The sequence below is a fragment of the Burkholderia sp. Cy-637 genome (assembly GCF_011753175.1).
Taxonomy (GTDB): Bacteria; Pseudomonadota; Gammaproteobacteria; order Burkholderiales; family Burkholderiaceae; genus Burkholderia; species Burkholderia gladioli.
Genome location: NZ_VWWC01000037.1, coordinates 1 through 21,999, shown reverse-complemented (window position 1 = coordinate 21,999; position 21,999 = coordinate 1). Strand labels below are relative to the sequence as shown.

Below are 21,999 nucleotides of genomic sequence, written 5' to 3'. Positions count from 1 at the left end.
CGCCGCCCCGCCTTCATACCGCCCTCAGGTCTTGCGCGAGGCCCGCACCACGCCCGGCACCTCGCCGAGCAGCGTGCAGGCGCGCTGCACCTGCGCCGAATTCGAGACCTCGACGGTGAACTGCATGACCGCCGCATTGCGCCGGCTCTGCGTCTTCACGCCGATCACGTTCATCTTCTCGCGCGCGAACACTTCCGAGATGTCGCGCAGCAACCCCTGCCGATCGCTCGCGTCGATCATCAGATCGACCGGGTAGACCGAGGCGCCGCGCCCGCCCAGCACATCGGCCGACCAGGTGGTTTGCAGCACGCGCTCGGGCGCGCGCTCGGACATGCGGCGAAACGTCGCACAATCGCTGCGATGGATCGACATGCCCTTGCCGCGCGTGACGAAGCCGCTGATCGGATCGGGCGGCGCCGGCCGGCAGCAGCGCGCGAGCTGGGTCAGCAGCGCGTCGACGCCGACCACCAGCACGCCCGTCGAGGCACCGTGCGCCACGCTGGCGCCGCTGCTGCGCTTCTCGAACTGCTCGGGCACCTCGATCTCGGGCTCGGGCGGCGGCGCATCGGACAGCGCCTGCTCGATATTGCGCAGGCTGAACTCTTCCTTGCCGACCGCCGCGAACAGTTCCTCGGGCGCCTTGAACCCAAGCCGCGCGGCCAGGCTGTCGAGACTCACCGAGGTCTTGCCTTCGCGCTGCAAGGTCTTTTCCACCTGCGCGCGGCCGCGCGTGATGATCTCCTGCTGGTCGATCAGGTTGAACCAGGCACGCACCTTCTGCCGCGCTCGGCCGCTCTGCAGGTAGCCGAGCTGCGGGTTCAACCAGTCGCGCGAGGGGCCGCCCTCCTTGACCGCGACGATCTCCACCGTCTGCCCGTTCGCCAGCGGCGTGTTGAGCGGCACCATCGCGCCGTCGACGCGCGCGCCGCGGCAGCGGTGCCCCAGCTCGCTGTGCAGGTGATAGGCGAAATCGACGGCCGTCGCGCCGTGCGGCAGCGCGATCACACGCGCCTGCGGCGTCAGCACGTAGATGTGGTCGTCGTCGAGCGAGGTCTCGCGCAATTGCGCCCAGGCCTCGTTGCCGGCGCTCTCGGGCGAGCCGTCGGCGATCTCGTCCTTCCAGGCCAGCAACTGCCGCAGCCAGGCGATCTTCTCGTCGTACTTGTCGCTGGCCGAGAACTGGCCGCCGTAACCGCGCGTGCCGGCCTCCTTGTAGCGCCAGTGCGCGGCCACGCCGTACTCGGCGAAGCGGTGCATCTCCTGGGTGCGGATCTGCACCTCGAAGGCACGACCGTCGTCGCCGATCACCACCGTATGCAGCGACTTGTAGCCGTTCGGCTTGGGGCGCGAGATGTAGTCGTCGAACTCGCGCGGCACCGGTTGCCAAAGATGATGGACGATGCCCAGCACCGCATAGCAATCCTTGATGTCGGGGACGATCACGCGAAACGCGCGCACGTCGTAGAGCTCGGAGAAATCGAGCTCCTTGCCGCGCATCTTGCGCCAGATGCTGTAGATGTGTTTCGGCCGGCCGCTGACTTCGGCCGGGATCTGCGCGGCGGCCAGCTCCTGCTCGAGCCGCGCGATCGCCTGCGTGACATAGGCTTCGCGCTCGACGCGCTTCTCGTCGAGCAACTTGGCGATGCGCTTGTAGGTAACCGGATCCTCGAAGCGGAAGGCGAGATCCTCGAGCTCCCACTTCAGTTGCCAGATACCGAGCCGGTTGGCCAGCGGCGCGTAGATCTCGAGCGTCTCGCGCGCCACGTCGGGCGGCGGCTCGATCTTGGCGGCCGCGTAATAGCGCAGCGACTGCAGGCGCGAGGCGAGCCGGATCACCACCACCCGGATGTCCTGGGCGAAGGCCAGCAGCATCTTGCGCAGCGCCTCGATCTGCGCGCGGCGCTCGGCCTGCGCGTCGCGATTGCCCTCGGGCACCTGCTTGGCGGCCATCAGGCTGACCGTGCCGAGTCGCAGCAGCTTGCGCACGTCGGCCACCAGCCGGGCGACCTCCTCGCCGAAACGCTGCGCGATCTCGGTTTCGGGATCGCTCAGGTGCGGCGTCAGCGCGAACAGCGCGGCGGCGCGCACCGCCTGCGGATCGACGTTGAGCGTGCGCATCAGCGCCACCGTGCCGGCCGCGTGATCGACGAGCCGCTCGCCCGAGGACAGGCAGGCCTCGCCCGCGTACTCGCGCACGAAGGCGAGCACGTCCTCGAACTCGGGCGACGCGGTGGCCGCGGAAACGGAATCGAGATTCATCGACGGACCGGCAGGAAAATCACGAAACGGCTCAGCTCTTCTGGGCGGCGACCACCACCACCTCGACCAGGCAGGCCGGGTTCGCGAGCTTGGCCTCGACGGTCGCGCGCGGCGGCGTGGCGCCCTGCACCACCCAGCCTTCCCAGACTTCGTTCATGGCCGGGAAATTGGCCATGTCGGTGATGTAGATCTGCACCGACAGCAGGTTGGCCTTGTCGCTGTTCACTTCGGCCAGCAGGCGGTCGATATGGCCCAGCACTTCCTGCGTCTGGCCCTTGATGTCCTGGTTCGTGTCCTCGGCGATCTGGCCGGCGAGGTAGACGGTGCCGTTGTAGACCGCGGTTTCGGAAAGACGGGGACCGACGTGGTGACGGATGACTGCCATGGAAATTCCCGGAAAGTGATGAAGGAAGGCGGCCGGCGCCTCGGGCGGGATTCGCCCGGGGCGCTGCGGCCGAACTGCATATTATGACGCGTCCTGGTCGAAAAAACGGCAGGCGATCGTAATCTGTGCCGGATCGAGGAAGGCCGGCGCGTGGCCGACGCCGGGAATCTCGACGCTCGACACGGCCTGGCCGCGCGCCCTCATGTCCTCGACGGTCCGTGCCGAGAGCAGGTCCGATTCGGCACCGCGCACCACCAGCACCGGCCCGGCGAAGGCCTCGAACGAGCGCCACAGCACCGCCTCGCCGGCCGCCGCCTGCTCGGGCGTGGTGGCGCGGAACGGCTCGGCGATACGCGGGTCGTAGCGCACGCGCCAGCCGCCCTGTTCGGCATCCGGGCGCAGCAGCGGCGCATTGATCTCGCGCCATTCCTCTCCCGACAGCGGCCCGAACGAGGCCGCCAGCGAAGCCAGATGGTCGATGCCGGCCTGCTCCGATTCGAAATGGACGTCCTTGCCCAGGTACTCGCCGATCCGCGTCAGCGAGTCGGGCTCGATGCGCGGGCCGACGTCGTTGATCAGCATGCGCGCGATCGGCGTGCCGGGAAGCCCGCCGAGCAGCATGCCGATCAGGCCGCCCATCGAGGTGCCGAACCAGTCCACCTGCTCGACATCGAGCCGCGCGATCAGGGTGACCATGTCGGCCACGTATTGCGGCAGGCCATAGAGGCGCGGATCGGCCAGCCAGCCCGAGCGCCCGCGGCCCGCCACGTCGGGGCAGACCACGCGATAGCGATCCGCAAGCGCCAGCGCGAGCCGGTCGAAATCGCGACCGGAACGCGTCAGTCCATGCACGCAGACCAGCACGCGCGGGTTGTCGGGATCGCCCCATTCGGTATAGGCGAGCCGGTGCAGGCCCGCCGGGCTCGCGCATTGCAGGTGGCGCTCGCGCGGCGTGGCGAAAGGCGGAAGGGAATCGGGCATCGACGCGTCCTCGCGTTGGGCCGGCCGGGCCGGCGGACCGGCGGGCCCGGAACGGCCCGCGCGCAGACCGGGTCGATTCTAAACCGCTTCGATCGCGGCTTGCGCCCGGAACCGGGCGCGGCCTCGGTGACGGCGGCGAGCACATACGGCACGCAACACACAAGGCCAACCCAAACAAAACGCCCCGCGTCGAACCGATCGCGGGGCGTTGCTCACCGGCATGCGTCGCCGGGCGGCGACACCGGAACGACCTCGATTTCGCTCAGGACACGGCGCTGACGTCCAGCGGCGCGCCCGTCTTGGCCTTGATCTCGTCGACGCTCACGCCCTCGGCCAGCTCGACCAGCTTGAGGCCGGCCTCGGTCACCTCGATCACGCCGAGATCGGTGATGATGATGTCCACCACGCCCACGCCCGTGAGCGGCAGGTTGCATTCCTCGAGGATCTTGTGCTGGTCGCCCTTCGCGACGTGCTCCATCAGCACCACCACGCGCTTGACGCCGGCCACCAGGTCCATCGCGCCGCCCATGCCCTTGATCATCTTGCCGGGGATCATCCAGTTCGCCAGGTCGCCGTTCTTGCTGACCTGCATCGCGCCGAGGATCGCCAGGTTGATGTGGCCGCCGCGGATCATCGCGAACGAATCGGCCGAGGAGAAGATCGAGGAGCCCGGCAGGGTCGTCACGGTCTGCTTGCCGGCATTGATCAGGTCCGCGTCGATTTCCTCCTCGGTCGGCGAGGGGCCGATGCCGAGCAGGCCGTTCTCCGATTGCAGCCAGACCTCGACGCCGGCCGGTACATGGTTGGCCACCAGGGTCGGCAGGCCGATGCCGAGGTTCACGTAGAAGCCGTCCTGCAGTTCCTTCGCCGCGCGCGCGGCCATCTGGTCACGATTCCAAGCCATGTCAGTCTCCTTTTGCGCGCACCACGCGTTGTTCGATGCGTTTTTCCGGCGTCGCGTTCAGCACCAGGCGCTGCACGAAGATCCCCGGCGTATGGATGTGATCCGGATCGAGCTCGCCGTTCTCGACGATCTCCTCGACTTCCGCCACCGTGATGCGCCCCGCCATCGCGCACATCGGGTTGAAGTTGCGCGCGGTGCGGCGATAGATCAGGTTGCCGGACTTGTCGGCCTTCCAGGCCTTGACCAGGGCGACGTCGGCCGTCAGCGAGGGTTCCAGCACGTAGTGCTTGTCGCCGAACTGGCGCGTTTCCTTGCCCTCGGCGATCACGGTGCCGAAGCCGGTATTGGTGAAGAAGGCCGGGATCCCGGCGCCGCCGGCGCGCAGCTTCTCGGCCAGGGTGCCCTGCGGCGTGAATTCCAGCTCGAGCTCGCCGGCCAGGTACTGGCGCTCGAACTCCTTGTTCTCGCCCACGTAGGACGAGATCATCTTGCGGATCTGCCGCGTCTCGAGCAGCAGGCCGAGGCCGAAGCCGTCGACGCCGGCGTTGTTGCTGATGCAGGTGATGCCGTTCACGCCGCTGTCACGCAGCGCGGCGATCAGCGCCTCGGGGATGCCGCACAGGCCGAAGCCGCCGACCGCGAAGGTCTGGCCGTCCGCGACGATGCCCTCGAGCGCGGCAGCCGCGCCTGGGTAGATCTTGTTCATGTTTCTGTCCCTTCCTCTATGGAAACCAGCCGAACCGGTTCGCGATGCGCGACGAACCCGCCGCATCATTCTAGACAGGCCTCGATGACCCTGCCTTGAAGGCCGGCCACCGGGGGAGTCACTGCTGGAAAGGGTACGATGGCCGGCCGATGCGGCACAATACGCAAAAATACATAAGCGTTCGCCGCAGGCGCGGGGAACGCGCCCGACCACTTCCGCCCGATGCCCGAACTCGACTACCAGACCGCCTTCCATCTCGCCCCGATCGGGCTCGTGCTGTCGCGCGACCGCGTGATCGAGGACTGCAACGACGCGCTGGCCACCATGTTCCGCTGCCAGCGCGCCGACCTGATCGGCCAGTCGTATCGCGTGCTCTACCCCTCGCCGGACGAATTCCAGCGCATCGGCGAGCGGATCACCAAGGTGATGGGCGCGACCGGCAGCTATGCCGACGATCGCATCATGAAGCGCGCCGACGGCGACCTGTTCTGGTGCCACGTGACCGGGCGCGCGCTGGACCGCGCCGCGCCGCTGGCCGACGGCATCTGGACCTTCGAGGATCTGAGCGCGACGCGCCGGGTGGCCGTCGAGCTCACGCCGCGCGAACGCGAGATCGCCGCGCAACTGGCCACCGGCAAGACCAGCAAGCAGATCGGCCGGGTGCTGGAGATCAGCTCGCGCACGGTCGACATCTACCGGGCGCGGCTGATGCGCAAGTACGGAACGGGAAACACCGCCGAGCTGATGCAGCGCCTGCTCGGCCAGTGAGGCCGCGGCCGGCGTGCCGCATCGGGCACGCCGGCCGCGGCGCGAAGGAAGGAGCGCCGGCTTACGCGACGCGCTGGCGCAGCGCCGATTCGATGGTCTCGCGCAGCAGCTCCGGCAGCGGCGTGGACTTGCCCAGCGCGTAGTCGACCCACACGCAGCGCGCGTTGCCGCGCGCGTAGAGCTGGCTGGGATCGTCGGCGCGGCTCAGCTCGAAGCCGGTGTCGAAGCTGCTGCGGCCGGGCTTGGCGGCCGTCATCCGCGCGATCACGTCGCCCGGGTAGTGCAGCTGCTTGAGGAACTCCATCGAGGCGGTGACGATCACCGGCCCCTGCCCCTCGCCATTGCCGCCCGCGATGCCCAACTGCTCGAACCAGGAGATCCGGGCCTGCTCCATGTAGCGGAAATAGACCGTGTTGTTGACATGGCCGAACGCGTCCATGTCACCCCAGCGGATCGGCATCGACATTTCGAAAACGGGTACGTACTCGCTCATCTCACTGCTTCCCACGACAGACAAACAACCGCTTCATGCGAGCCCGAATCCGTCGTCGGCCGAGATGATCGAGCCGTTGACGAACTGCGACTCGTCGGCCGCCAGCAGCAAGAGCAGGCCGTCGAGATCCTGCGGTTTGCCGACCCGGCGCCGCGGCAGCATCGACTGCAGCTTCTGGCCCTGCTCGGTATCCCACAGGTAATGATTGATTTCGGTATCGATGTAGCCTGGGCAGATGGCGTTCACGTTGATGCCGTGGCGCCCCCATTCGTTGGCCATGGCGCGCGTCATGTGCACCACCGCGGCCTTGCTCATCGAGTACAGGCCGATCTGCGGCAGCACGCGCAGGCCCGCCACCGAGGCGATGTTGATGATCCGGTACGGCGGCTTGCCGTGGCCATTGCCGCGCATCATCATGCGCTTGGCCACTTCCTGGGCCACGAAGAACGCGCCGCGCGTGTTGGTATCGAACACGTAGCCGAAATCCTCGGGCGTCACGTCGACCAGCTTCTGCATGGTCGAGACGCCGGAATTGTTGACCAGGATGTCGATCGTGCCGGCTTCCGTCTCGGCATGCGCGACCGCCGCGCGAATGCTCTGATGATCGGTCACGTCGAGCGAGACCACATGCGCCGCGCCGCCCGCCGCCTCGATCTGGGCGCGTAATTCCTTCAAGCGCTCGACCCGGCGGCTGGCGAGCACGATCTTCGCCCCCGCTTCCGACAACACCTGCGCGAAACGCTGGCCCAGGCCGCTGGACGCGCCCGTCACCATCGCCACCTTGCCTTCCAGATTGATCGAACGACCCATCACTGCTCCTTGCTGGATGGCCCGGCACGCAGCTTGCTGCCGGGCGTGAACCTTATCATATAAATAGAACGATCGTGCTAATCTAGCCGCATTCTGTTGCGGCAACCGTTTTATTTGGCCGACAATACGCTCCCAATTAAAAAGCATTCTAACGGTTAGAGGAACGCCAATGACCCCCGCAAGCCTCATCGAGCAATACGGTCCACGAGAATCGATGGAATACGACGTCGTGATCGTCGGCGGCGGCCCGGCCGGGCTGTCGGCGGCGATCCGCCTGAAGCAGCTGGCGGCCGGCAAAGGCGGCGAGATCAACGTCTGCGTGCTCGAGAAGGGCTCGGAAATCGGCGCCCATATCCTGTCGGGTGCCGTGATGGACCCGCGCGCGATCGGCGAACTATTCCCCGACTGGAAGGAAAAGGGCGCGCCGCTCAACGTCGAGGTGAGCGAGGACCGCTTCCTGTTCCTCTCGGAGAGCGGCGCCAAGTCGGTGCCGAACTGGGCCCTACCCGACAATTTCAAGAACCACGGCAACTACGTGATCAGCCTGGGCAACGTCACGCGCTGGCTCGGCCAGCAGGCCGAGGCGCTGGGCGTCGAGATTTTCCCGGGCTTCCCCGCCGCGGAGATCCTCTATCACGAGGACGGCTCGGTGAAGGGCGTGGCGACCGGCAATCTCGGCGTCGGCAAGGACGGCGAGCCGACCGAGAACTTCCAGCTCGGCATGGAGCTGCATGCCAAGTACACGCTGTTCGCCGAGGGCTGCCGCGGCCATCTGGGCCGCCAGCTGATCGACCGGTTCCGGCTCGACGCGAACAGCGACCCGCAAGCCTACGGGATCGGCATCAAGGAACTGTGGGAGATCGACCCGGCCAAGCACAAGCCGGGCCTGGTGATCCACACCGCCGGCTGGCCGCTCGCCTCGGACACCTACGGCGGCTCCTTCCTGTATCACATGGACAACAACCAGGTGGTGGTCGGTTTCGTGGTCGGGCTCGGCTACAGCAACCCCTACCTGTCGCCGTTCGAGGAATTCCAGCGCTACAAGACGCACCCGGAAATCCGCAAGTTCCTGGAAGGCGGCAAGCGCGTGTCCTACGGCGCGCGCGCGATCACCGCGGGCGGGCTGGTGTCGCTGCCCAAGACGGTGTTCCCGGGCGGCGCGCTGATCGGCGACGACGCGGGCTTCCTGAACGCCTCGCGCATCAAGGGCAGCCACGCGGCGATCAAGACCGGCATGCTGGCGGCCGACGCGGCCTTCGAGGCGGTCCAGGCGGGCCGCGAGCGCGACGAACTGGTGGCCTACCCGGAAGCCTTCAAGCAATCCTGGCTGCACACCGAGCTCTACAAGGCGCGCAACTTCAAGCAATGGATGGCCAAGGGGCTCTACCTGGGCACGCTGATGGTCGGCCTCGAGCAGAAGGTGCTGGGCGGCAACGTGCCCTGGACCCTGCATCACCAGCACGCCGACCACGAGATGCTGAAACCGGCCTCGCAGTGCACGCCGATCAGCTATCCGAAGCCCGACGGCAAGCTGACCTTCGACCGGCTCTCCTCGGTGTTCATCTCGAACACCAACCACGAGGAGAACCAGCCGGCCCACCTGACGCTGAAGGACGCCAGCGTGCCGGTCAACGTGAACCTGCACACCTATGCCGGGCCCGAGGCGCGCTTCTGCCCGGCCGCCGTCTACGAGTTCACCAAGAACGACGACGGCAGCGACCGCCTGGTGATCAACGCGCAGAACTGCGTGCACTGCAAGACCTGCGACATCAAGGATCCGACGCAGAACATCGTGTGGGTCACGCCGGAAGGCGGCGGCGGCCCGAACTACCCGAACATGTAAGCGAGATCGGCCGGCATCCGTGCTGGCCGCAAACGAAAAGGGCATCGCGAAGTGAATCGCGATGCCCTTTTTTCATTGTCGCCGGTGCCGGGCACCCTGCCCGGCACCGGCCCTGGTGTATTGCTCTATTACGGCGCTTCCGGCGCGATCCTCGGCGTGTCGGTGACGACGTCGCCGCATTGCGCGCGATGGCGCAGCGCATGATCGATCAGCACCAGCGCCAGCATCGATTCGGCGATCGGCGTGGCGCGAATGCCCACGCAGGGGTCGTGCCGGCCGAAGGTCTCGACCACGGCCGGCTCGCCGGCCTTGGTGATCGAGCGGCGCGGCGTGCGAATGCTGGAAGTCGGCTTGATGGCGATCGACACGGTCAGGTCCTGGCCGGTCGAGATGCCGCCGAGGATGCCGCCCGCGTGATTGCCGACGAAACCCTGCGGGGTCAGCTCGTCGCCGTGCTCCGAGCCGCGCTGGGCGACGCTGGCGAAGCCAGCGCCGATCTCCACGCCCTTCACCGCGTTGATGGCCATCATGGCGTGCGCGATATCGGCGTCGAGGCGGTCGTAGAGCGGCTCGCCCCAGCCCACCGGCACGCCCGAGGCGACCACGTCGATGCGCGCGCCGATCGAGTCGCCATCCTTGCGCAGCGCGTCCATGTAGTCCTCGAGCTGCGGGACGATCTCGGCGTTCGGCGCGAAGAACGGGTTCTCGCGCACATGCGACCAGTCGACGAACGGCACCTCGATCGCGCCGAGCGCGCTCATGTAGCCGCGCACCTCGATGCCGAAGCGCTCGCGCAGCCACTTCTTCGCCACCGCGCCCGCGCCGACGATCGGCGCGGTCAGGCGCGCCGAGGAACGGCCGCCGCCGCGATAGTCGCGGATGCCGTATTTCTGCCAGTAGGTGTAGTCGGCGTGGCCGGGGCGGAAAGTCTCGACGATATTGCCGTAGTCCTTACTGCGCTGGTCGGTGTTGCGGATCAGCAGCGCGATCGGGGTGCCGGTGGTGCGCCCCTCGAACACGCCCGAGAGGATCTCGACCGCATCCGGCTCCTGGCGCTGCGTGACGTGGCGCGAGGTGCCCGGCTTGCGGCGATCGAGTTCGAGCTGGATGTCGGCTTCCGTCAGCTCCATTCCCGGCGGGCAGCCGTCGATCACGCAGCCGATCGCGGGACCGTGCGATTCGCCGAAGGTCGTGACAGTGAAAAGCTTGCCGAGGGTATTGCCGGACATGGGGAGCCGTTCCAGAGAAAAAGTCGGGGAAACCGCTATTATGCCAGCCGCTCCGGCCATCGCGGGAGGCGCGCCGCGCCGGGGACGGCCGCGCGACCGGCCCCGCTTTCATGAAGCTTTCGCCCGCGACGACTCGGGCCGGCACGCAAGGCCCTGCCCCTGCCCCGCCTCACTTGCGCGCGCCGCGCAGCTCGCTCACCGCCTGCTGCAGCATATCGGGCGTGGCCGCCGAAGCCGCGATCGGCTCGCCGACCGCCAGCGTCAGCCGGCTCATCGCGCCCTTGCGCATCGGCCTCGGCCAGCGCGCATCGCCATGGCGCGAGAACCAGCTGCCCCACAGTCCGCGCAATGCCATCGGCACCACGGGCGCCTCGACGCGGCGCAGGATCTCGCTCACGCCGTGATGGAAGGTGTTGATGTCGCCGGTCTTGGTCAGCTTGCCCTCGGGGAAGATGCAGACCAGCTCGCCCTCCTTCAGCGCGGCCTCGCAAGCCGCGTAGGCTCGCTCCAGCATGGCCGGATCCTCGTGGCGCGGCGCGATCGGGATCGCCTTGGCGTGGCGGAACGCCCAGCTCGCGAAGCGCGTGCGGAAGATCCGGTGATCCATCACGAAGCGGATCGGCCGCGGGCTGGCCGCGGCGATCACCAGCGCGTCGACATAGCTGACGTGGTTGCAGACCAGCACCGCCCCGGTGGTTTCGGGAATCCGCTCGGCATGCACCAGCCGGATCCGGTAGAAGGTATGCACCAGCACCCAGGCCACGAAGCGCAGCAGGAATTCGGGCACCAGCGAGTAGATATAGGTGGCGACCAGCACGTTGAGCAGGCCGGTGACCAGGAACAGGCCCGGGATGCCGACGCCGGCGTGGGTCAGCGCCATCGCCATCAGCGCCGAGACCACCATGAACAGCGAATTGAGGATGTTGTTGGCGGCGATGATCCGCGCGCGGTGGGTCGGCGCGCTGCGGCTCTGGATCAGCGCATAGAGCGGCACGCTGTAGAAACCGCCGAACATCGCGAGCAGGAACAGGTCGGCCAGCACCCGCCAGTGGGCGGCCTGGCCGAGGAATTCGCCGACGCTGAGCAGGTGCGTCTGGGCCGGCAGCGCGTGGCTGGCGAAATACAGGTCGATCGCGAACACGCTGATGCCGATCGAGCCGAGCGGCACCAGGCCGATCTCGACGCGCCGCCGCGAGAGCCGCTCGCAGAGGATCGAGCCCAGGCCGATGCCGATCGAGAAGGTAGCCAGCAGCACCGTCACCACGTCGGGATTGGCCGACAGCACGTCCTTGGCGAAGCCGAAGAACGAGGTCAGGAAGGTCGCGCCGACGAACCACAGCCAGGAGATGCCCAGCAGGCTCAGGAACACGGTGCGGTTCTGCCCGGCCAACTTCAGGTTGCGCCAGGTTTCGGAAACCGGGTTCCAGTTGATCTTCAGCTCGGGCTGTGGCGCCGGCGTGTGCGGCACGCCCGAGGCCACGCCCCGCCCGATCACCGCGATCAGCACGCAGCTCCCCGCCAGCAGCAGCTCGCCGCGCCCGTCGATGCCGGCCGCCGCGCCGCCGATGATGGTGCCGATCAGGATCGCGATGAAGGTGCCCATCTCGACCAGCCCGTTGCCGCCCACCAGCTCCTGGTCGCTCAGGTGCTGCGGCAGGTAGGAATACTTGACCGGGCCGAACAGCGTCGAATGCATGCCCATCATGAAGGTGCAGAGATAGAGCAGCGCCGCGGTATGGGTCACGAAGCCGGCCGCGCCCACCAGCATCAGCGCGATCTCGAAGCTCTTCACGAAGCGCGTGAGCCGCGCCTTGTCGTACTTGTCGGCGATCTGGCCCGAGGTGGCCGAGAACAGCATGAAGGGCAGGATGAACACCGCCGAGATCAGGAAGGCCGCCGTCTTCGGGTCGACGCCGCTGAATTTCGCGCTCTGGTAGGTGATCAGGGAGGTGAAGCCGATCTTGAAGACGTTGTCGTTCAGCGCGCCGAAGAACTGCGTGGCGAAGAATGGCGCGAAGCGCCGCTGACGAAGCAGATCGAACTGCGAGGTGTGGGCGTAGCGTTCGTTGCGCCGTTCGGTATTGGTGTGTGTTGAATCGCTCATGCGCTCGGGGCGCGCGGCTGCGACGCCGCACGCGCGGTCAGTGTCGGATCGAAAACGGCCGGCACGCTCGCGCATACCGGCCGTGGAAGGATGCGCGGCTCGCCAGCGCACCGGGAATGTCGGCGCCGCGCGGTTCGCCGCGGCGGCTTGCGGCGAACGCCATCGCGCCGCCGATGATTCAGTTCAGCTCGCCACCGGCTTGTGGTGGACCTCGCCGTCCGGCTCGGGCGGCCAGTCGCGGATATAGGCCTTGAGCATGCGATTCTCGAAGCTCTGCGCTTCCACCACCGTCTTGGCGACGTCGTAGAACGAGATCACGCCCATCAGCACGCGCTTCTCGAGCACCGGCATGTAGCGCGCGTGACGCTCGAGCATCATCCGTCGCACCTCGTTGACGTCCGTTTCCGGCGTGCAGGTGAGCGGATCGTCCATGACCTTGCGGACCTGCACGTCGCCGATCGCGCCGCCGTTTTCCTTCAGCCGCAGGATGATCTCGCGGAAGGTCAGGATGCCGACCAGGTCGCCATACTCCATCACGACCAGCGAGCCGATATCGCGCTCGGCCATCGTGTCGACTGCCTCGCGCAGCGGCATATCGGGCGTCACCGTGTACAGCGTGTTGCCCTTGACTTTCAGAATATCGCTGACGCGCATTCTTGCCCCCAAAAACTGGATGGTACTTAACCGGCTTCCGATGCTAGCGGAAAGCCCATCAAAAGGAAAGCGCGCGGCCCGCCGCACAAGCCGCCGCGGGCGATGCGCCGGGTCGAATATTTCGCGCGGCGGCGGGTTCGGGCGATGCCGCGGCCGGTTGCGGACCGGCGTCCCTCGCCGCACAATGAAGCCTGCGTCGCGACGGGCATGCCGCCCGCGGGAGACAGCCATGAGCCAGACCGCCCAGGGCGAACATTTCGCCAATTTCGCGCAGTTCTACCCGTTCTACCTCAACGAACACCGCAACCTGGTTTCCCGCCGCCTGCATTTCGTCGGCTCGCTGGGCGTGATCGGCTGCCTCGCGATGGCCGTGGCGACCGGCCATTGGGGTTGGCTGCCCGCCGCCGTCGTCTGCGGCTACGGCTTCGCCTGGGTCGGCCACTTCTTCTTCGAGAAGAATCGCCCGGCCACCTTCCGGCACCCGATCTACAGCCTGATGGGCGACTGGGTGATGTTCAAGGACATCTGCCTGGGTCGAATCTCCTTGTAAGGTCCGCGCCTCGGTCGGGTGCGGCACCGGCGGTCGATCGCGGGCCGTGTGCATTTCCCGCGGCGCCGAACCGCCGCGACGGCCGCCAGCCGAAAACCCGGACAGCTTTCAGGCCCCGCTCAGGCCGTTTTCGGCGGAGCCGCGGCCGCGGCGCCGGCCTGCTCGCCGCGCTCCTCCGCCAGCGCCTCGCCGCGCTTCACCAGCAACTGCGCCAGCGTCGCCCCCAGCCGCTCGCCCGTGAGCGCCGCCACCAGCCGCTCGCCGTCGATCGAGGGCCGGCCGCGCTGCACCTGGTACAGCAGCTCGTCGCGATCGACCACGAAGGCGTCGAACAATTGCGACACCGTCAAACGCTCGGGATTGGCCAGCAGCACGTAGCGCGACACGGCAATGTCGCCGCCCTCCAGCCGCGCGACCCACTCTCGATCCTCCATCGCCGCCAGCAAGCGCTGCGCGGTTTCCATGCCGCAGCGCACCATCACGGCCAGGCGCGCGGCCGAATGGCCCGGCTTGCCGGCCTCCTGCGCGTCGGCCAGGCGCGCCAGCAGGGCCAGCGCGTCGAGCAGGTCGCTGCCCGGATAGGCGACCCGGTGGAACTGCCCGATCCGGATCACCGGCAGCGCCGAGGCCACCATCGCCCCCGCCAGCGTGATCAGCCAGCTCAGGTACATCCACAGCAGGAACAGTGGCACCGCCGCGAAGGCGCCATAGACGGCCGTGTAGGTCGGGATGCGCCGCACGTAATAACCGAAGCCGCGCTTGGCCAGCTCGAAGGCGATCGCCGCGCAGATCCCGCCCACCACGGCATCGCGCCAGGCCACCGTGCAATTCGGCAGATAGACATACAGCAGGGTGAAGGCCAGCACCGTCAGCGGCAGCGAGGCGGCCGTCAGCAGCCATTCGACCGAGGTGGTCGCGGCCGGCGTGCCGGCGATCGCCAGCGACTTGGTGAACAGGTAGGAGGAGATCGACAGGCTGATGCCGAACAGCAGCGGCGCCAGCGTGATGAAGGCCCAGTAGGCCAGCACGCGCTGCGCGAAGGGCCGTGACTTCCTCACGCGCCAGATCACGTTGAAGGCCGACTCGATGGTCATCATCGTCATCACCGAGGTGACCACCAGCACGATCAGGCCGGCCGTCGTCAGGCCCTTGGCCTTGGCCGAGAACTGGTTCAGGTACTTGAAGATCTGGTTGTTGATCTGGGCCGGCATCAGGTGGTCGGCCAGGAAGCCCTGCAGCGAGGACTGGAACGAGGAGAACATCGGGAAGGCCGTGAACAGCGCGAAGGCGACCGTCACCAGCGGCACCACCGCGAGGATCGTGGTGAAGGTCAGGCTGCCCGCGACCTGCGGAATACGGTCCTCGGCACCGCGCTTCGCGGCGAATCGGGCAAGACGCCGGATCGTGACCAGATCAACACTCAGCTTCGGCAACGGCTTTCTCCTTCGGGCTGCAGGCGTGCCGCCACGCGTCGCGGCGGTCGCACCCCCTATAATAGCCGCTCACTCAAGAGGCTTATGAAAGACATCCTGGTGCTCTACTACAGCCGCCACGGCGCGACGCGCGAGCTGGCCCTGGCGATCGCCGCCGGCATCGACGCGGTGCCCGGCGCGCAGGCGCGGATCCGCACCGTGCCGCCCGTGTCCACCGTCTGCGAGGCGACGTCGCCCGAGATTCCGTCCGACGGTCCGCCCTACGCGGAGCTGCGCGACCTGGAGGAATGCGCGGGCCTGGCGCTCGGCTCGCCGACCCGCTTCGGCAACATGGCCGCGCCGCTCAAGTATTTCCTCGACGGCACCACGCCGCAATGGCTGTCGGGCGCGCTGGCCGGCAAGCCCGGTTGCGTGTTCACCTCCACCGGCAGCCTGCACGGCGGCCAGGAATCGACCTTGCTGTCGATGATGCTGCCGCTGCTGCACCACGGCATGCTGATCGTCGGCATCCCCTATACCGAAAGCGCGCTGACCACCACCGACGGCGGCGGCACCCCCTACGGCGCCTCGCATCACGCGCGCAGCGGCGCGCCGGCCTCGCGCCAGGGCATCTCGGTCGACGAGAAGACGCTGGCCGTCGCGCTCGGCAACCGGCTGGCACGCGCCGCGCTGCGCCTGGCCGATCCGCAATGAGCGCCCCGGCCGCCGCCCGCCCCGCTTTCGCGTTGGCCGCGGCCGGCTGCCTGGTCGCGCTGATCGCGCTGTCGATCGCCTGGGAGCTGTGGCTCGCGCCACTGCGCCCCGGCGGCTCGGCCCTGATGCTCAAGGCGGTGCCGCTCGCGCTGATGCTGCCGGGCGTGTGGCGGCGCAGCGTGTACACGCTGCAATGGGCCTCGATGCTGATCCTGCTCTATGTCGCCGAGGGCGTGGTGCGCGGCATGACCGACGGCGGACTGTCGGCGCGGCTCGGCTGGCTGGAGCTGCTGCTGGCGGCCGGCTTCTTCGCGGCCGCGCTGGCCTATGTGGCGCCCTTCAAGCGCGCGGCGAAGCAAGCGGCCAGACAGAACGCGACACTTGCCGAAGCGCCGGCTGGAGCCGATCGCCCCAAGGCCGGCGCAAGGCCTGCCCAGGCAGGCGACAATACAAAATCCGCGCGGCGCCGCCGCCCCTGATGCCGCGCCCTTCCCCTTCGAGACTCCCGCGATGACCACCTCCTCCGCCTTCCTCGATGCCTGCCGCGCCGCGATCGGCGCGGACCACGTGCTGAGCGACGCGCACGACACGGCGCCGTTCCTGACCGACTGGCGCAAGCGCTACCGCGGCACGGCCTGCGCGGTGCTGCGCCCCGGCAGCACCGACGAGGTGGCGGCGATCGTGAAACTGGCCGCCGAGCACCGCGTCGCGATCGTGCCGCAGGGCGGCAACACCGGCCTGGCCGGCGGCGCCACGCCCGACGACAGCGGCACCCAGGCGGTGCTGAGCCTGGCGCGCCTGAATCGCGTGCGCGAGCTCGATGCGCACAACAACACCATCACGGTGGAGGCCGGCGTGATCCTCGCCGAGGTGCAGGCGCGCGCGCAGGAAGCCGGGCGCCTGTTCGCGCTGAGCCTGGCCGCCGAAGGCAGCTGCACGATCGGCGGCAATCTCTCGACCAATGCCGGCGGCACCGCCGTGCTGCGCTACGGCAACACGCGCGAGCTGTGCCTGGGCCTGGAGGTGGTCACGCCGCAGGGCGAGATCTGGCACGGCCTGCGCGGCCTGCGCAAGGACAACACCGGCTACGACCTGCGCGATCTCTACATCGGCGCCGAGGGCACGCTGGGCATCATCACCGCCGCCGTGATGAAGCTGCATCCGCGCCCGGCCGCCCAGGTCACGGCGCTCGCCGCGCTCGAATCGCCGCATGCCGCGCTCGACTTCCTGGCACTGGCCCAGCGTTGCGCCGGCCCGCTGCTGACCGGCTTCGAGCTGATGTCCGATTTCTGCATGCGGCTGGTCGGCAAGCATTATCCGCAGTTGCGCTACCCGTTCTCGACCACCCATGCACAGACGGTCCTGCTCGAGCTGTCCGACAACGAGAGCGAGGAACACGCGCGCGCGCTGTTCGAATCGATGATGGCCGAGGCCTTCGACGCGGGGCTGGTGGTCGATGCGGTGGTGGCGGAAAACCTGGCGCAGTCGCGCGCGTTCTGGGACCTGCGCGAGCACATCCCGCTCGCGCAGGCCGACGAGGGGCTCAACATCAAGCACGACATCGCCGTGCCGATCTCCTCGATCGCGCGCTTCATCGACGAAACCGACGCGGCGATCCAGCAGGTCGCCCCGGGCGCGCGGATGGTCACCTTCGGCCACCTCGGCGACGGCAACCTGCACTACAACGTGCAGACGCCCGAGGGCGGCGACCCGAAGGCTTTCCTGGCCGAGTTCCAGAAGCCGATCAATCGCGTCGTCTACGACAACGTGCATCGTCACCACGGCACGATCAGCGCCGAGCACGGCATCGGGCAGTTGAAGATCGACGACGCGCAGCGCTACAAGTCGCCGGTCGAGATCGAGCTGATGAAGACGCTCAAGCGCGCGCTCGATCCGCACCAGTTGCTGAACCCGGGCAAGGTGCTGCGCTGACCCGGCAGGCGGCGCCGCGCGTGCAGCCGGACGCGCCCCCGCCCTGCCGCCCCTCCCCCCTTCGATACCGCGACCGTCACCAGGAGCCCCCATGTCGATCCGCGTGCGCGTGCTGTCCGACCTCCATCTCGAAGGCAATACCCCCGAGGCGATCCCGGGCGCGGCGGCCGACCTGGTGGTGCTGGCCGGCGATATCCACAATCACGCGGAAGGCCTGCGCTGGGCCGCCGAAACCTTCGACGCCGAGGTGCCGGTGATCTACGTGCCCGGCAACCACGAGTATTACGACGGCGATTTCGGCGCGCTCGAGGCCGCGATGCGCGACACGGCGCGCACGCTCGACCAGGTCCATTACCTCAATCGCGGCGTCTACCACGCGCCGGATGGACGCTTTCGCGTGCTCGGCACCACGCTCTGGACCGATTTCGAGCTATATGGCGCCGACCAGGCGCGCCGCGCCGAGGCGATGACCGCCTGCGCCCGCGCGATGTTCGATTTCAACGGCGCGATCCAGGTGGACTGGGCACCGGGCAGCGGCGCCGGCGAGGCAGGCGGCGCCCTCGCGGCGCAAGCCTCGCGGGCGCTGACGCCCGCCGACACGCTGGACCTGCATCGCGCCTCGCGTGCCTGGCTGGCGGCGGAACTGGCCCGGCCCTGGGCCGGCGCGACCATCGTCGTCACCCATCACGCGCCCCATCGCGACAGCCTGGCCGAGCGCTACGCGAACGAAATCGTCTCGGCCGGCTTCATTTCCGACCTGGAAAGCCTGGTCGCGCCGCCCGTCGATCTGTGGATCCACGGCCACACGCATACGTCCTTCGACTACACCGCGGCGAGCGGCACGCGCGTGGTCTGCAATCCGCGCGGCTATATCCGGCGCAGGACGGGCGAGCGCGAGAATCCGGCCTTTGCCTGGGACAAGGTGGTGACGCTGGCAGCCTGAGGGACGAAGCCGCGCCGTAAACGACAAACGGGCATGCGAGAAGCACGCCCGTCTTTCCAATCCGGCAGGACCCTGCCGCCGCGACGCCGCTCAGGCCGGCCAACTTCCCGGTCCACCCGCCGCCGTCACAGCCTGAAACATCTTCGAACCGGTATCGCGCCCGGCTCAGTAGCGCGACGACCGACGCGCATCGAAGCGCTGCGCATCACGACGCACCCGAATCGGCACCAACTGGCGCTGCATCCGTTCGCGCAGCAGATCGCGCGCCGCCACGATACCTGCCCAGCCGATCACGGCCGCGAGACCCAACATCACCCAGTGCGCGTTCATTGCCTTTCTCCGTCAGTCAGTGCGTCGATTCGATGACTCAACAGTAGCAAACCCCGCGCGTTTCAAGCGTAAAAAAATGTTGCCTCACTGCAAAGAAACGTCAGGCCGCCGTTCAGGCGTGCCCGAGCGGTTTTCGATGCTCCCCTCTATTCAGGTTTCGTGGGTGAATTGCTCGAGCGCGGTGATGTCGGCCTCGAGCGTGGCAGGCAGCGATTCGCGCATGAAATCCACCCAGGTGCGGATCTTCGCGTCGAGATACTGGCGCGAGGGATAAAGCGCGTAGATATTCATCACGTGCGAGCGGTATTCGGGCATCACGCGCACGAAGTCGCCATTGCGCAGGCCGGTGATCGCCGTATAGAGCGGCAGCACGCCGACGCCCATGCCCTCGCGGATCGCCACCGCCAGCGCCTCGGCGACATTCACGCTGAACGGCGGCGAGGCCACCGACAGGGTTTCGTCGCCCTCGGGCCCGAGCAGGGTCCATTCGTCCCACTGGAAACCGGGCGCCACCATGCCCAGGCAGGTGTGGGCGTCGAGATCGCTCGGCCGGCGCGGCACGCCGTGCCGCTCCAGGTAGTCGCGCGAGGCGCAGACCACGCTGAAGGTCTCGCCGAGCCGCTGCGACACCAGCCCCGAATCGGGCAGCTCGCGGCCGACCACGATCGACACGTCGAAACCCTCGTCGAGCAGGTCGGGCAGCCGCTGCGCCAGCGTCAGGTCCACCTGCACGTCCGGGTAGCGCTGCCGGTAGCGCGCCGCGAGCGGCACCGTGTAGTGCTGGCCCATGCTGGTCATGCAATGCACCTTGAGCTTGCCCGAGGGCCGCGCATGCGCGTCGCTGGCCTCGGCCTCGGCCTGGTCGACATAGGCCAGGATCTGCTCGCAGCGCTGCAGGTAGCGCTCGCCGGCCTCGGTCAGCGCGATGCGCCGCGTGGTGCGGTTCAGAAGGCGCGTGCGCAGGTGCGCTTCCAGGTCCGATACCGCCCGCGAGGCGTAGGCGGTCGTCGAATTGAGCTGCTGGGCGGCCGCGGTGAAACTGCCCGCATCGACCACGCGCATGAACACACGCATGTTCTGAAGCGTATCCATACTGATTCCCCCTTCAATGCGGGCAGATTGTTGCACAGAGCCGCGGCAATATTATCTCAAGATACGTAAAGATTCCTTGCACCCTTACCGGCTTATCCATCAATAAGCGAAAAAATATAATCGCTTCCGAATCATCTTTATCCGAACGGGAGAAAATCGTGCAGTCTCCGGTAACAAAAGGGACGCTCGCACTTGCGGTTCTTGCATTCTCATTAACAATGGCCGGATGCGCGAGCATGGGCAATGTTGCACCGCAAGCAACGCGCGTCGACCCCGCCACGCTGGACGCGGGCGCCGCGATCCGCGCGGCCAACCGCGACGCGGGCTGGCCCAGCGCCGACTGGTGGCGCGCCTATGGCGACCCGCAGCTAGACGGCTGGATCGCGGCCGCCCAGGCCGGCAATCCGTCGCTAGCCGCCGCGCAGGCGCGCGTGCGCCAGGCGCAGGCGGTGGCGCGCATCGCGCACGCCGACGAACTCCCGCAGCTCGACGGCGAACTGGCCCTGCAGCGCAAGCACTGGCCCGACGACTATTTCTACGGCCCCGGCACGCTCGCCAACACCAATAGCTGGAACAACACCGGCACGCTGAACCTGTCCTACCACCTCGATCTCTGGGGCAAGGACAAGAACAACGCCGAGCGCGCGCTCGATTCGGCCCGCGCCCAGGCCGCCGACGAACGCGCCGCGCGCCTCGAGCTGGAGGTCAACGTGGTGCGCGCCTATATCGACTTCGCGAAGAATTTTGCCCTGCTCGACATCGCGCAGCAGACCTACGACCGCCAGAACGAGCTGATCCAGCTCGCGCAGAAGCGCCTGCGCGCCGGCATCGGCACCCAGCTCGAACTGAGCCAGGCCGAGTCGCCGCTGCCCGACTATTCGCGCCAGATCGACAGCTACCAGGAGGCGGTGCAGCTCGGCCGCCACCAGCTCGCTGCCCTGGCCGGCAAGGGCCCCGGCGCGGGCGACACATTGACGCGCCCCAAGCTCGCGCTCGATACCCCGGCCAGCCTGCCCTCCGCGCTGCCCGCCGAACTGATCGGCCGGCGCCCCGACGTGGTGGCCGCGCGCTGGCTGGTCGACGCGCAGGCGCGCGGCATCGACGTGGCCAAGGCTCAGTTCTACCCGAATGTCGACCTGCTTGCCTCGCTGGGCGGTTTCGGCGTCGGCTCGGCCTTCGCCGGCTTCCTGCGCTCGATGAACGGCGGCTGGTCGGCGGGCCCCGCCATCACGCTGCCGATCTTCGAGGGCGGGCGCCTGCGCGCGCAGCTCGGCGCCGCCTCGGCCGGCTACGACGAGGCCGTCGACCAGTACAACCAGACGCTGGTCTCGGCGCTCAAGGATATCGCCGACGACGTGGTGCGGATCCGCTCGCTCGACACGCAGCGCGAGGACGCCGCCCGCTCGGTGGCCCTCACGCGCCGCACCTTCGATCTCTCGCACCAGGGCTTCAAGCGCGGGCTGACCGACTACGTGAACGTGCTGGTGGCGCAGTCGCAACTGCTGCGCGCGCAGGAGAGCCAGACCCGCATCGAGGCCGAGCGGCTCACCGCGCACGCCTCGCTGATGGCCGCGCTCGGCGGCGGGCTCGAAGCATCCGAGGACGCGCCGCGGGATGGCGCGGCCGCGCCTGGCAAGGCCGGCGCGTCTGCGAACGGCGCGACGCAGCCGGCGCAGGCCAAGGCCGCTGCGTCGGCATCGGCTGCCTCGGCATCCACCTCGGCCCTGCCCCGGACCGCCGGCGAGGCCCCGGCCTCGCCGGCCCCTTCCGCGGCCGCCCAGTCTTCGGCCGCCTCGCCCGCGCCAGCCCCGGCCGCCAGGCTCAGCCGCGCCGCGACCAGCGAATCGGGCCGCCCGCTGGCGCGCCGCCGGCATGCCGCCGAGCCGGGCG

Annotated in this window: 21 protein-coding genes; 8 read left to right on the top strand and 13 right to left on the bottom strand. The window is 68.2% G+C overall.

What is annotated here, in order from left to right; translation table 11 throughout:
* Positions 1–24 precede the first annotated feature (24 nt).
* The 5 genes from F3J10_RS13105 to F3J10_RS13085 form a co-directional block, all read right to left on the bottom strand.
* Positions 25–2,259, bottom strand: coding sequence for a bifunctional (p)ppGpp synthetase/guanosine-3',5'-bis(diphosphate) 3'-pyrophosphohydrolase (locus F3J10_RS13105; RefSeq protein WP_167242268.1), 2,235 nt, complete (start codon positions 2,257–2,259; stop codon positions 25–27).
* Positions 2,260–2,290: 31 nt separating this feature from the next.
* The gene (locus F3J10_RS13100; protein WP_025098700.1) at positions 2,291–2,644 is read right to left on the bottom strand and encodes a RidA family protein; all 354 of its coding nucleotides are present in this window, start codon (positions 2,642–2,644) and stop codon (positions 2,291–2,293) included.
* Positions 2,645–2,725: 81 nt separating this feature from the next.
* Positions 2,726–3,625 carry an alpha/beta hydrolase gene (locus F3J10_RS13095; RefSeq protein WP_167242267.1) on the bottom strand — a complete coding sequence of 300 codons (900 nt, stop codon included), beginning with the start codon at positions 3,623–3,625 and terminating at the stop codon, positions 2,726–2,728.
* Positions 3,626–3,887: 262 nt separating this feature from the next.
* Positions 3,888–4,529 carry a CoA transferase subunit B gene (locus F3J10_RS13090; protein WP_047837208.1) on the bottom strand — a complete coding sequence of 214 codons (642 nt, stop codon included), beginning with the start codon at positions 4,527–4,529 and terminating at the stop codon, positions 3,888–3,890.
* A 1-nt stretch (position 4,530) separates the two neighbouring features.
* Complete coding sequence (locus tag F3J10_RS13085) at positions 4,531–5,235, bottom strand: CoA transferase subunit A (RefSeq protein ID WP_025098703.1); 705 nt, start codon at positions 5,233–5,235, stop codon at positions 4,531–4,533.
* Between the two features lie 222 nt (positions 5,236–5,457).
* Here F3J10_RS13085 and F3J10_RS13080 point away from each other — a divergent pair, with 222 nt between their 5' ends.
* The gene (locus F3J10_RS13080; RefSeq protein ID WP_166913217.1) at positions 5,458–6,003 is read left to right on the top strand and encodes a LuxR C-terminal-related transcriptional regulator; all 546 of its coding nucleotides are present in this window, start codon (positions 5,458–5,460) and stop codon (positions 6,001–6,003) included.
* 61 nt (positions 6,004–6,064) lie between these two features.
* On the opposite strand, the gene F3J10_RS13075 is transcribed toward F3J10_RS13080, so the two are convergent.
* Entirely contained in the window at positions 6,065–6,496 is a 432-nt protein-coding gene (locus F3J10_RS13075) for a thioesterase family protein (protein ID WP_013697748.1), read from the bottom strand.
* Between the two features lie 33 nt (positions 6,497–6,529).
* The gene (locus F3J10_RS13070; protein ID WP_025098705.1) at positions 6,530–7,306 is read right to left on the bottom strand and encodes an SDR family oxidoreductase; all 777 of its coding nucleotides are present in this window, start codon (positions 7,304–7,306) and stop codon (positions 6,530–6,532) included.
* A 169-nt stretch (positions 7,307–7,475) separates the two neighbouring features.
* On the opposite strand from F3J10_RS13070, the gene F3J10_RS13065 reads away from it, so the two are divergent.
* Positions 7,476–9,149: an electron transfer flavoprotein-ubiquinone oxidoreductase gene (locus tag F3J10_RS13065; RefSeq protein ID WP_025098706.1), complete on the top strand. Its 1,674-nt coding sequence runs from the start codon at positions 7,476–7,478 to the stop codon at positions 9,147–9,149.
* Positions 9,150–9,277: 128 nt separating this feature from the next.
* On the opposite strand, the gene aroC is transcribed toward F3J10_RS13065, so the two are convergent.
* From aroC to F3J10_RS13050, 3 genes are all read right to left on the bottom strand, one after another.
* On the bottom strand, positions 9,278–10,378 hold the full coding sequence (aroC, locus tag F3J10_RS13060) for a chorismate synthase (protein WP_167242266.1): 1,101 nt from the start codon (positions 10,376–10,378) through the stop codon (positions 9,278–9,280).
* A gap of 169 nt (positions 10,379–10,547) precedes the next feature.
* A complete protein-coding gene (locus F3J10_RS13055) occupies positions 10,548–12,482 on the bottom strand; it encodes an MFS transporter (RefSeq protein WP_167242265.1) in 1,935 nt (644 codons plus the stop codon).
* 183 nt (positions 12,483–12,665) lie between these two features.
* Positions 12,666–13,136 carry a CBS domain-containing protein gene (locus tag F3J10_RS13050; protein ID WP_013697743.1) on the bottom strand — a complete coding sequence of 157 codons (471 nt, stop codon included), beginning with the start codon at positions 13,134–13,136 and terminating at the stop codon, positions 12,666–12,668.
* Between the two features lie 229 nt (positions 13,137–13,365).
* On the opposite strand from F3J10_RS13050, the gene F3J10_RS13045 reads away from it, so the two are divergent.
* On the top strand, positions 13,366–13,686 hold the full coding sequence (locus F3J10_RS13045; protein ID WP_025098709.1) for an Mpo1-like protein: 321 nt from the start codon (positions 13,366–13,368) through the stop codon (positions 13,684–13,686).
* Between the two features lie 119 nt (positions 13,687–13,805).
* Here the strand turns inward: F3J10_RS13045 and F3J10_RS13040 are convergent, their stop codons facing one another.
* Positions 13,806–15,119: a YihY family inner membrane protein gene (locus tag F3J10_RS13040; protein WP_166913216.1), complete on the bottom strand. Its 1,314-nt coding sequence runs from the start codon at positions 15,117–15,119 to the stop codon at positions 13,806–13,808.
* Between the two features lie 84 nt (positions 15,120–15,203).
* Between F3J10_RS13040 and wrbA the strand changes: the two genes are divergently transcribed.
* From wrbA to F3J10_RS13020, 4 genes are all read left to right on the top strand, one after another.
* Entirely contained in the window at positions 15,204–15,812 is a 609-nt protein-coding gene (wrbA, locus tag F3J10_RS13035) for an NAD(P)H:quinone oxidoreductase (RefSeq protein WP_025098711.1), read from the top strand.
* On the top strand, positions 15,809–16,291 hold the full coding sequence (locus tag F3J10_RS13030) for a DUF2069 domain-containing protein (RefSeq protein ID WP_167234437.1): 483 nt from the start codon (positions 15,809–15,811) through the stop codon (positions 16,289–16,291). The genes wrbA and F3J10_RS13030 overlap by 4 nt, the downstream gene beginning before the upstream one ends.
* Positions 16,292–16,322: 31 nt before the next feature.
* Positions 16,323–17,744, top strand: a complete 1,422-nt coding sequence (locus F3J10_RS13025) for an FAD-binding oxidoreductase (RefSeq protein ID WP_025098713.1) — start codon at positions 16,323–16,325, stop codon at positions 17,742–17,744.
* A gap of 97 nt (positions 17,745–17,841) precedes the next feature.
* Positions 17,842–18,687, top strand: coding sequence for a metallophosphoesterase (locus F3J10_RS13020; protein ID WP_167234438.1), 846 nt, complete (start codon positions 17,842–17,844; stop codon positions 18,685–18,687).
* 165 nt (positions 18,688–18,852) lie between these two features.
* Here the strand turns inward: F3J10_RS13020 and F3J10_RS13015 are convergent, their stop codons facing one another.
* Together F3J10_RS13015 and F3J10_RS13010 are read right to left on the bottom strand one after the other, a co-directional pair.
* Entirely contained in the window at positions 18,853–19,017 is a 165-nt protein-coding gene (locus F3J10_RS13015) for a hypothetical protein (protein WP_161783281.1), read from the bottom strand.
* Between the two features lie 150 nt (positions 19,018–19,167).
* Positions 19,168–20,109 carry a LysR family transcriptional regulator gene (locus tag F3J10_RS13010; RefSeq protein ID WP_167234435.1) on the bottom strand — a complete coding sequence of 314 codons (942 nt, stop codon included), beginning with the start codon at positions 20,107–20,109 and terminating at the stop codon, positions 19,168–19,170.
* A 218-nt stretch (positions 20,110–20,327) separates the two neighbouring features.
* Between F3J10_RS13010 and F3J10_RS13005 the strand changes: the two genes are divergently transcribed.
* A partial coding sequence (locus F3J10_RS13005; RefSeq protein WP_240155563.1) for an efflux transporter outer membrane subunit occupies positions 20,328–21,999 on the top strand: 1,672 nt, incomplete at its 3' end.

Excerpts from the sequence above, each read along its gene's own strand:
- F3J10_RS13065 (WP_025098706.1), top strand. The coding sequence starts at position 7,476 with ATGACCCCCGCAAGCCTCATCGAGCAATACGGTCCACGAGAATCGATG.
- F3J10_RS13045 (WP_025098709.1), top strand. The coding sequence starts at position 13,366 with ATGAGCCAGACCGCCCAGGGCGAACATTTCGCCAATTTCGCGCAGTTC.
- F3J10_RS13080 (WP_166913217.1), top strand. The coding sequence starts at position 5,458 with ATGCCCGAACTCGACTACCAGACCGCCTTCCATCTCGCCCCGATCGGG.
- F3J10_RS13015 (WP_161783281.1), bottom strand. The coding sequence starts at position 19,017 with ATGAACGCGCACTGGGTGATGTTGGGTCTCGCGGCCGTGATCGGCTGG.
- F3J10_RS13090 (WP_047837208.1), bottom strand. The coding sequence starts at position 4,529 with ATGGCTTGGAATCGTGACCAGATGGCCGCGCGCGCGGCGAAGGAACTG.
- F3J10_RS13025 (WP_025098713.1), top strand. The coding sequence starts at position 16,323 with ATGACCACCTCCTCCGCCTTCCTCGATGCCTGCCGCGCCGCGATCGGC.
- aroC (WP_167242266.1), bottom strand. The coding sequence starts at position 10,378 with ATGTCCGGCAATACCCTCGGCAAGCTTTTCACTGTCACGACCTTCGGC.
- F3J10_RS13085 (WP_025098703.1), bottom strand. The coding sequence starts at position 5,235 with ATGAACAAGATCTACCCAGGCGCGGCTGCCGCGCTCGAGGGCATCGTC.
- F3J10_RS13100 (WP_025098700.1), bottom strand. The coding sequence starts at position 2,644 with ATGGCAGTCATCCGTCACCACGTCGGTCCCCGTCTTTCCGAAACCGCG.
- F3J10_RS13105 (WP_167242268.1), bottom strand. The coding sequence starts at position 2,259 with ATGAATCTCGATTCCGTTTCCGCGGCCACCGCGTCGCCCGAGTTCGAG.
- F3J10_RS13050 (WP_013697743.1), bottom strand. The coding sequence starts at position 13,136 with ATGCGCGTCAGCGATATTCTGAAAGTCAAGGGCAACACGCTGTACACG.
- F3J10_RS13095 (WP_167242267.1), bottom strand. The coding sequence starts at position 3,625 with ATGCCCGATTCCCTTCCGCCTTTCGCCACGCCGCGCGAGCGCCACCTG.
- F3J10_RS13075 (WP_013697748.1), bottom strand. The coding sequence starts at position 6,496 with ATGAGCGAGTACGTACCCGTTTTCGAAATGTCGATGCCGATCCGCTGG.
- F3J10_RS13055 (WP_167242265.1), bottom strand. The coding sequence starts at position 12,482 with ATGAGCGATTCAACACACACCAATACCGAACGGCGCAACGAACGCTAC.
- F3J10_RS13010 (WP_167234435.1), bottom strand. The coding sequence starts at position 20,109 with ATGGATACGCTTCAGAACATGCGTGTGTTCATGCGCGTGGTCGATGCG.
- wrbA (WP_025098711.1), top strand. The coding sequence starts at position 15,204 with ATGAAAGACATCCTGGTGCTCTACTACAGCCGCCACGGCGCGACGCGC.
- F3J10_RS13070 (WP_025098705.1), bottom strand. The coding sequence starts at position 7,306 with ATGGGTCGTTCGATCAATCTGGAAGGCAAGGTGGCGATGGTGACGGGC.
- F3J10_RS13030 (WP_167234437.1), top strand. The coding sequence starts at position 15,809 with ATGAGCGCCCCGGCCGCCGCCCGCCCCGCTTTCGCGTTGGCCGCGGCC.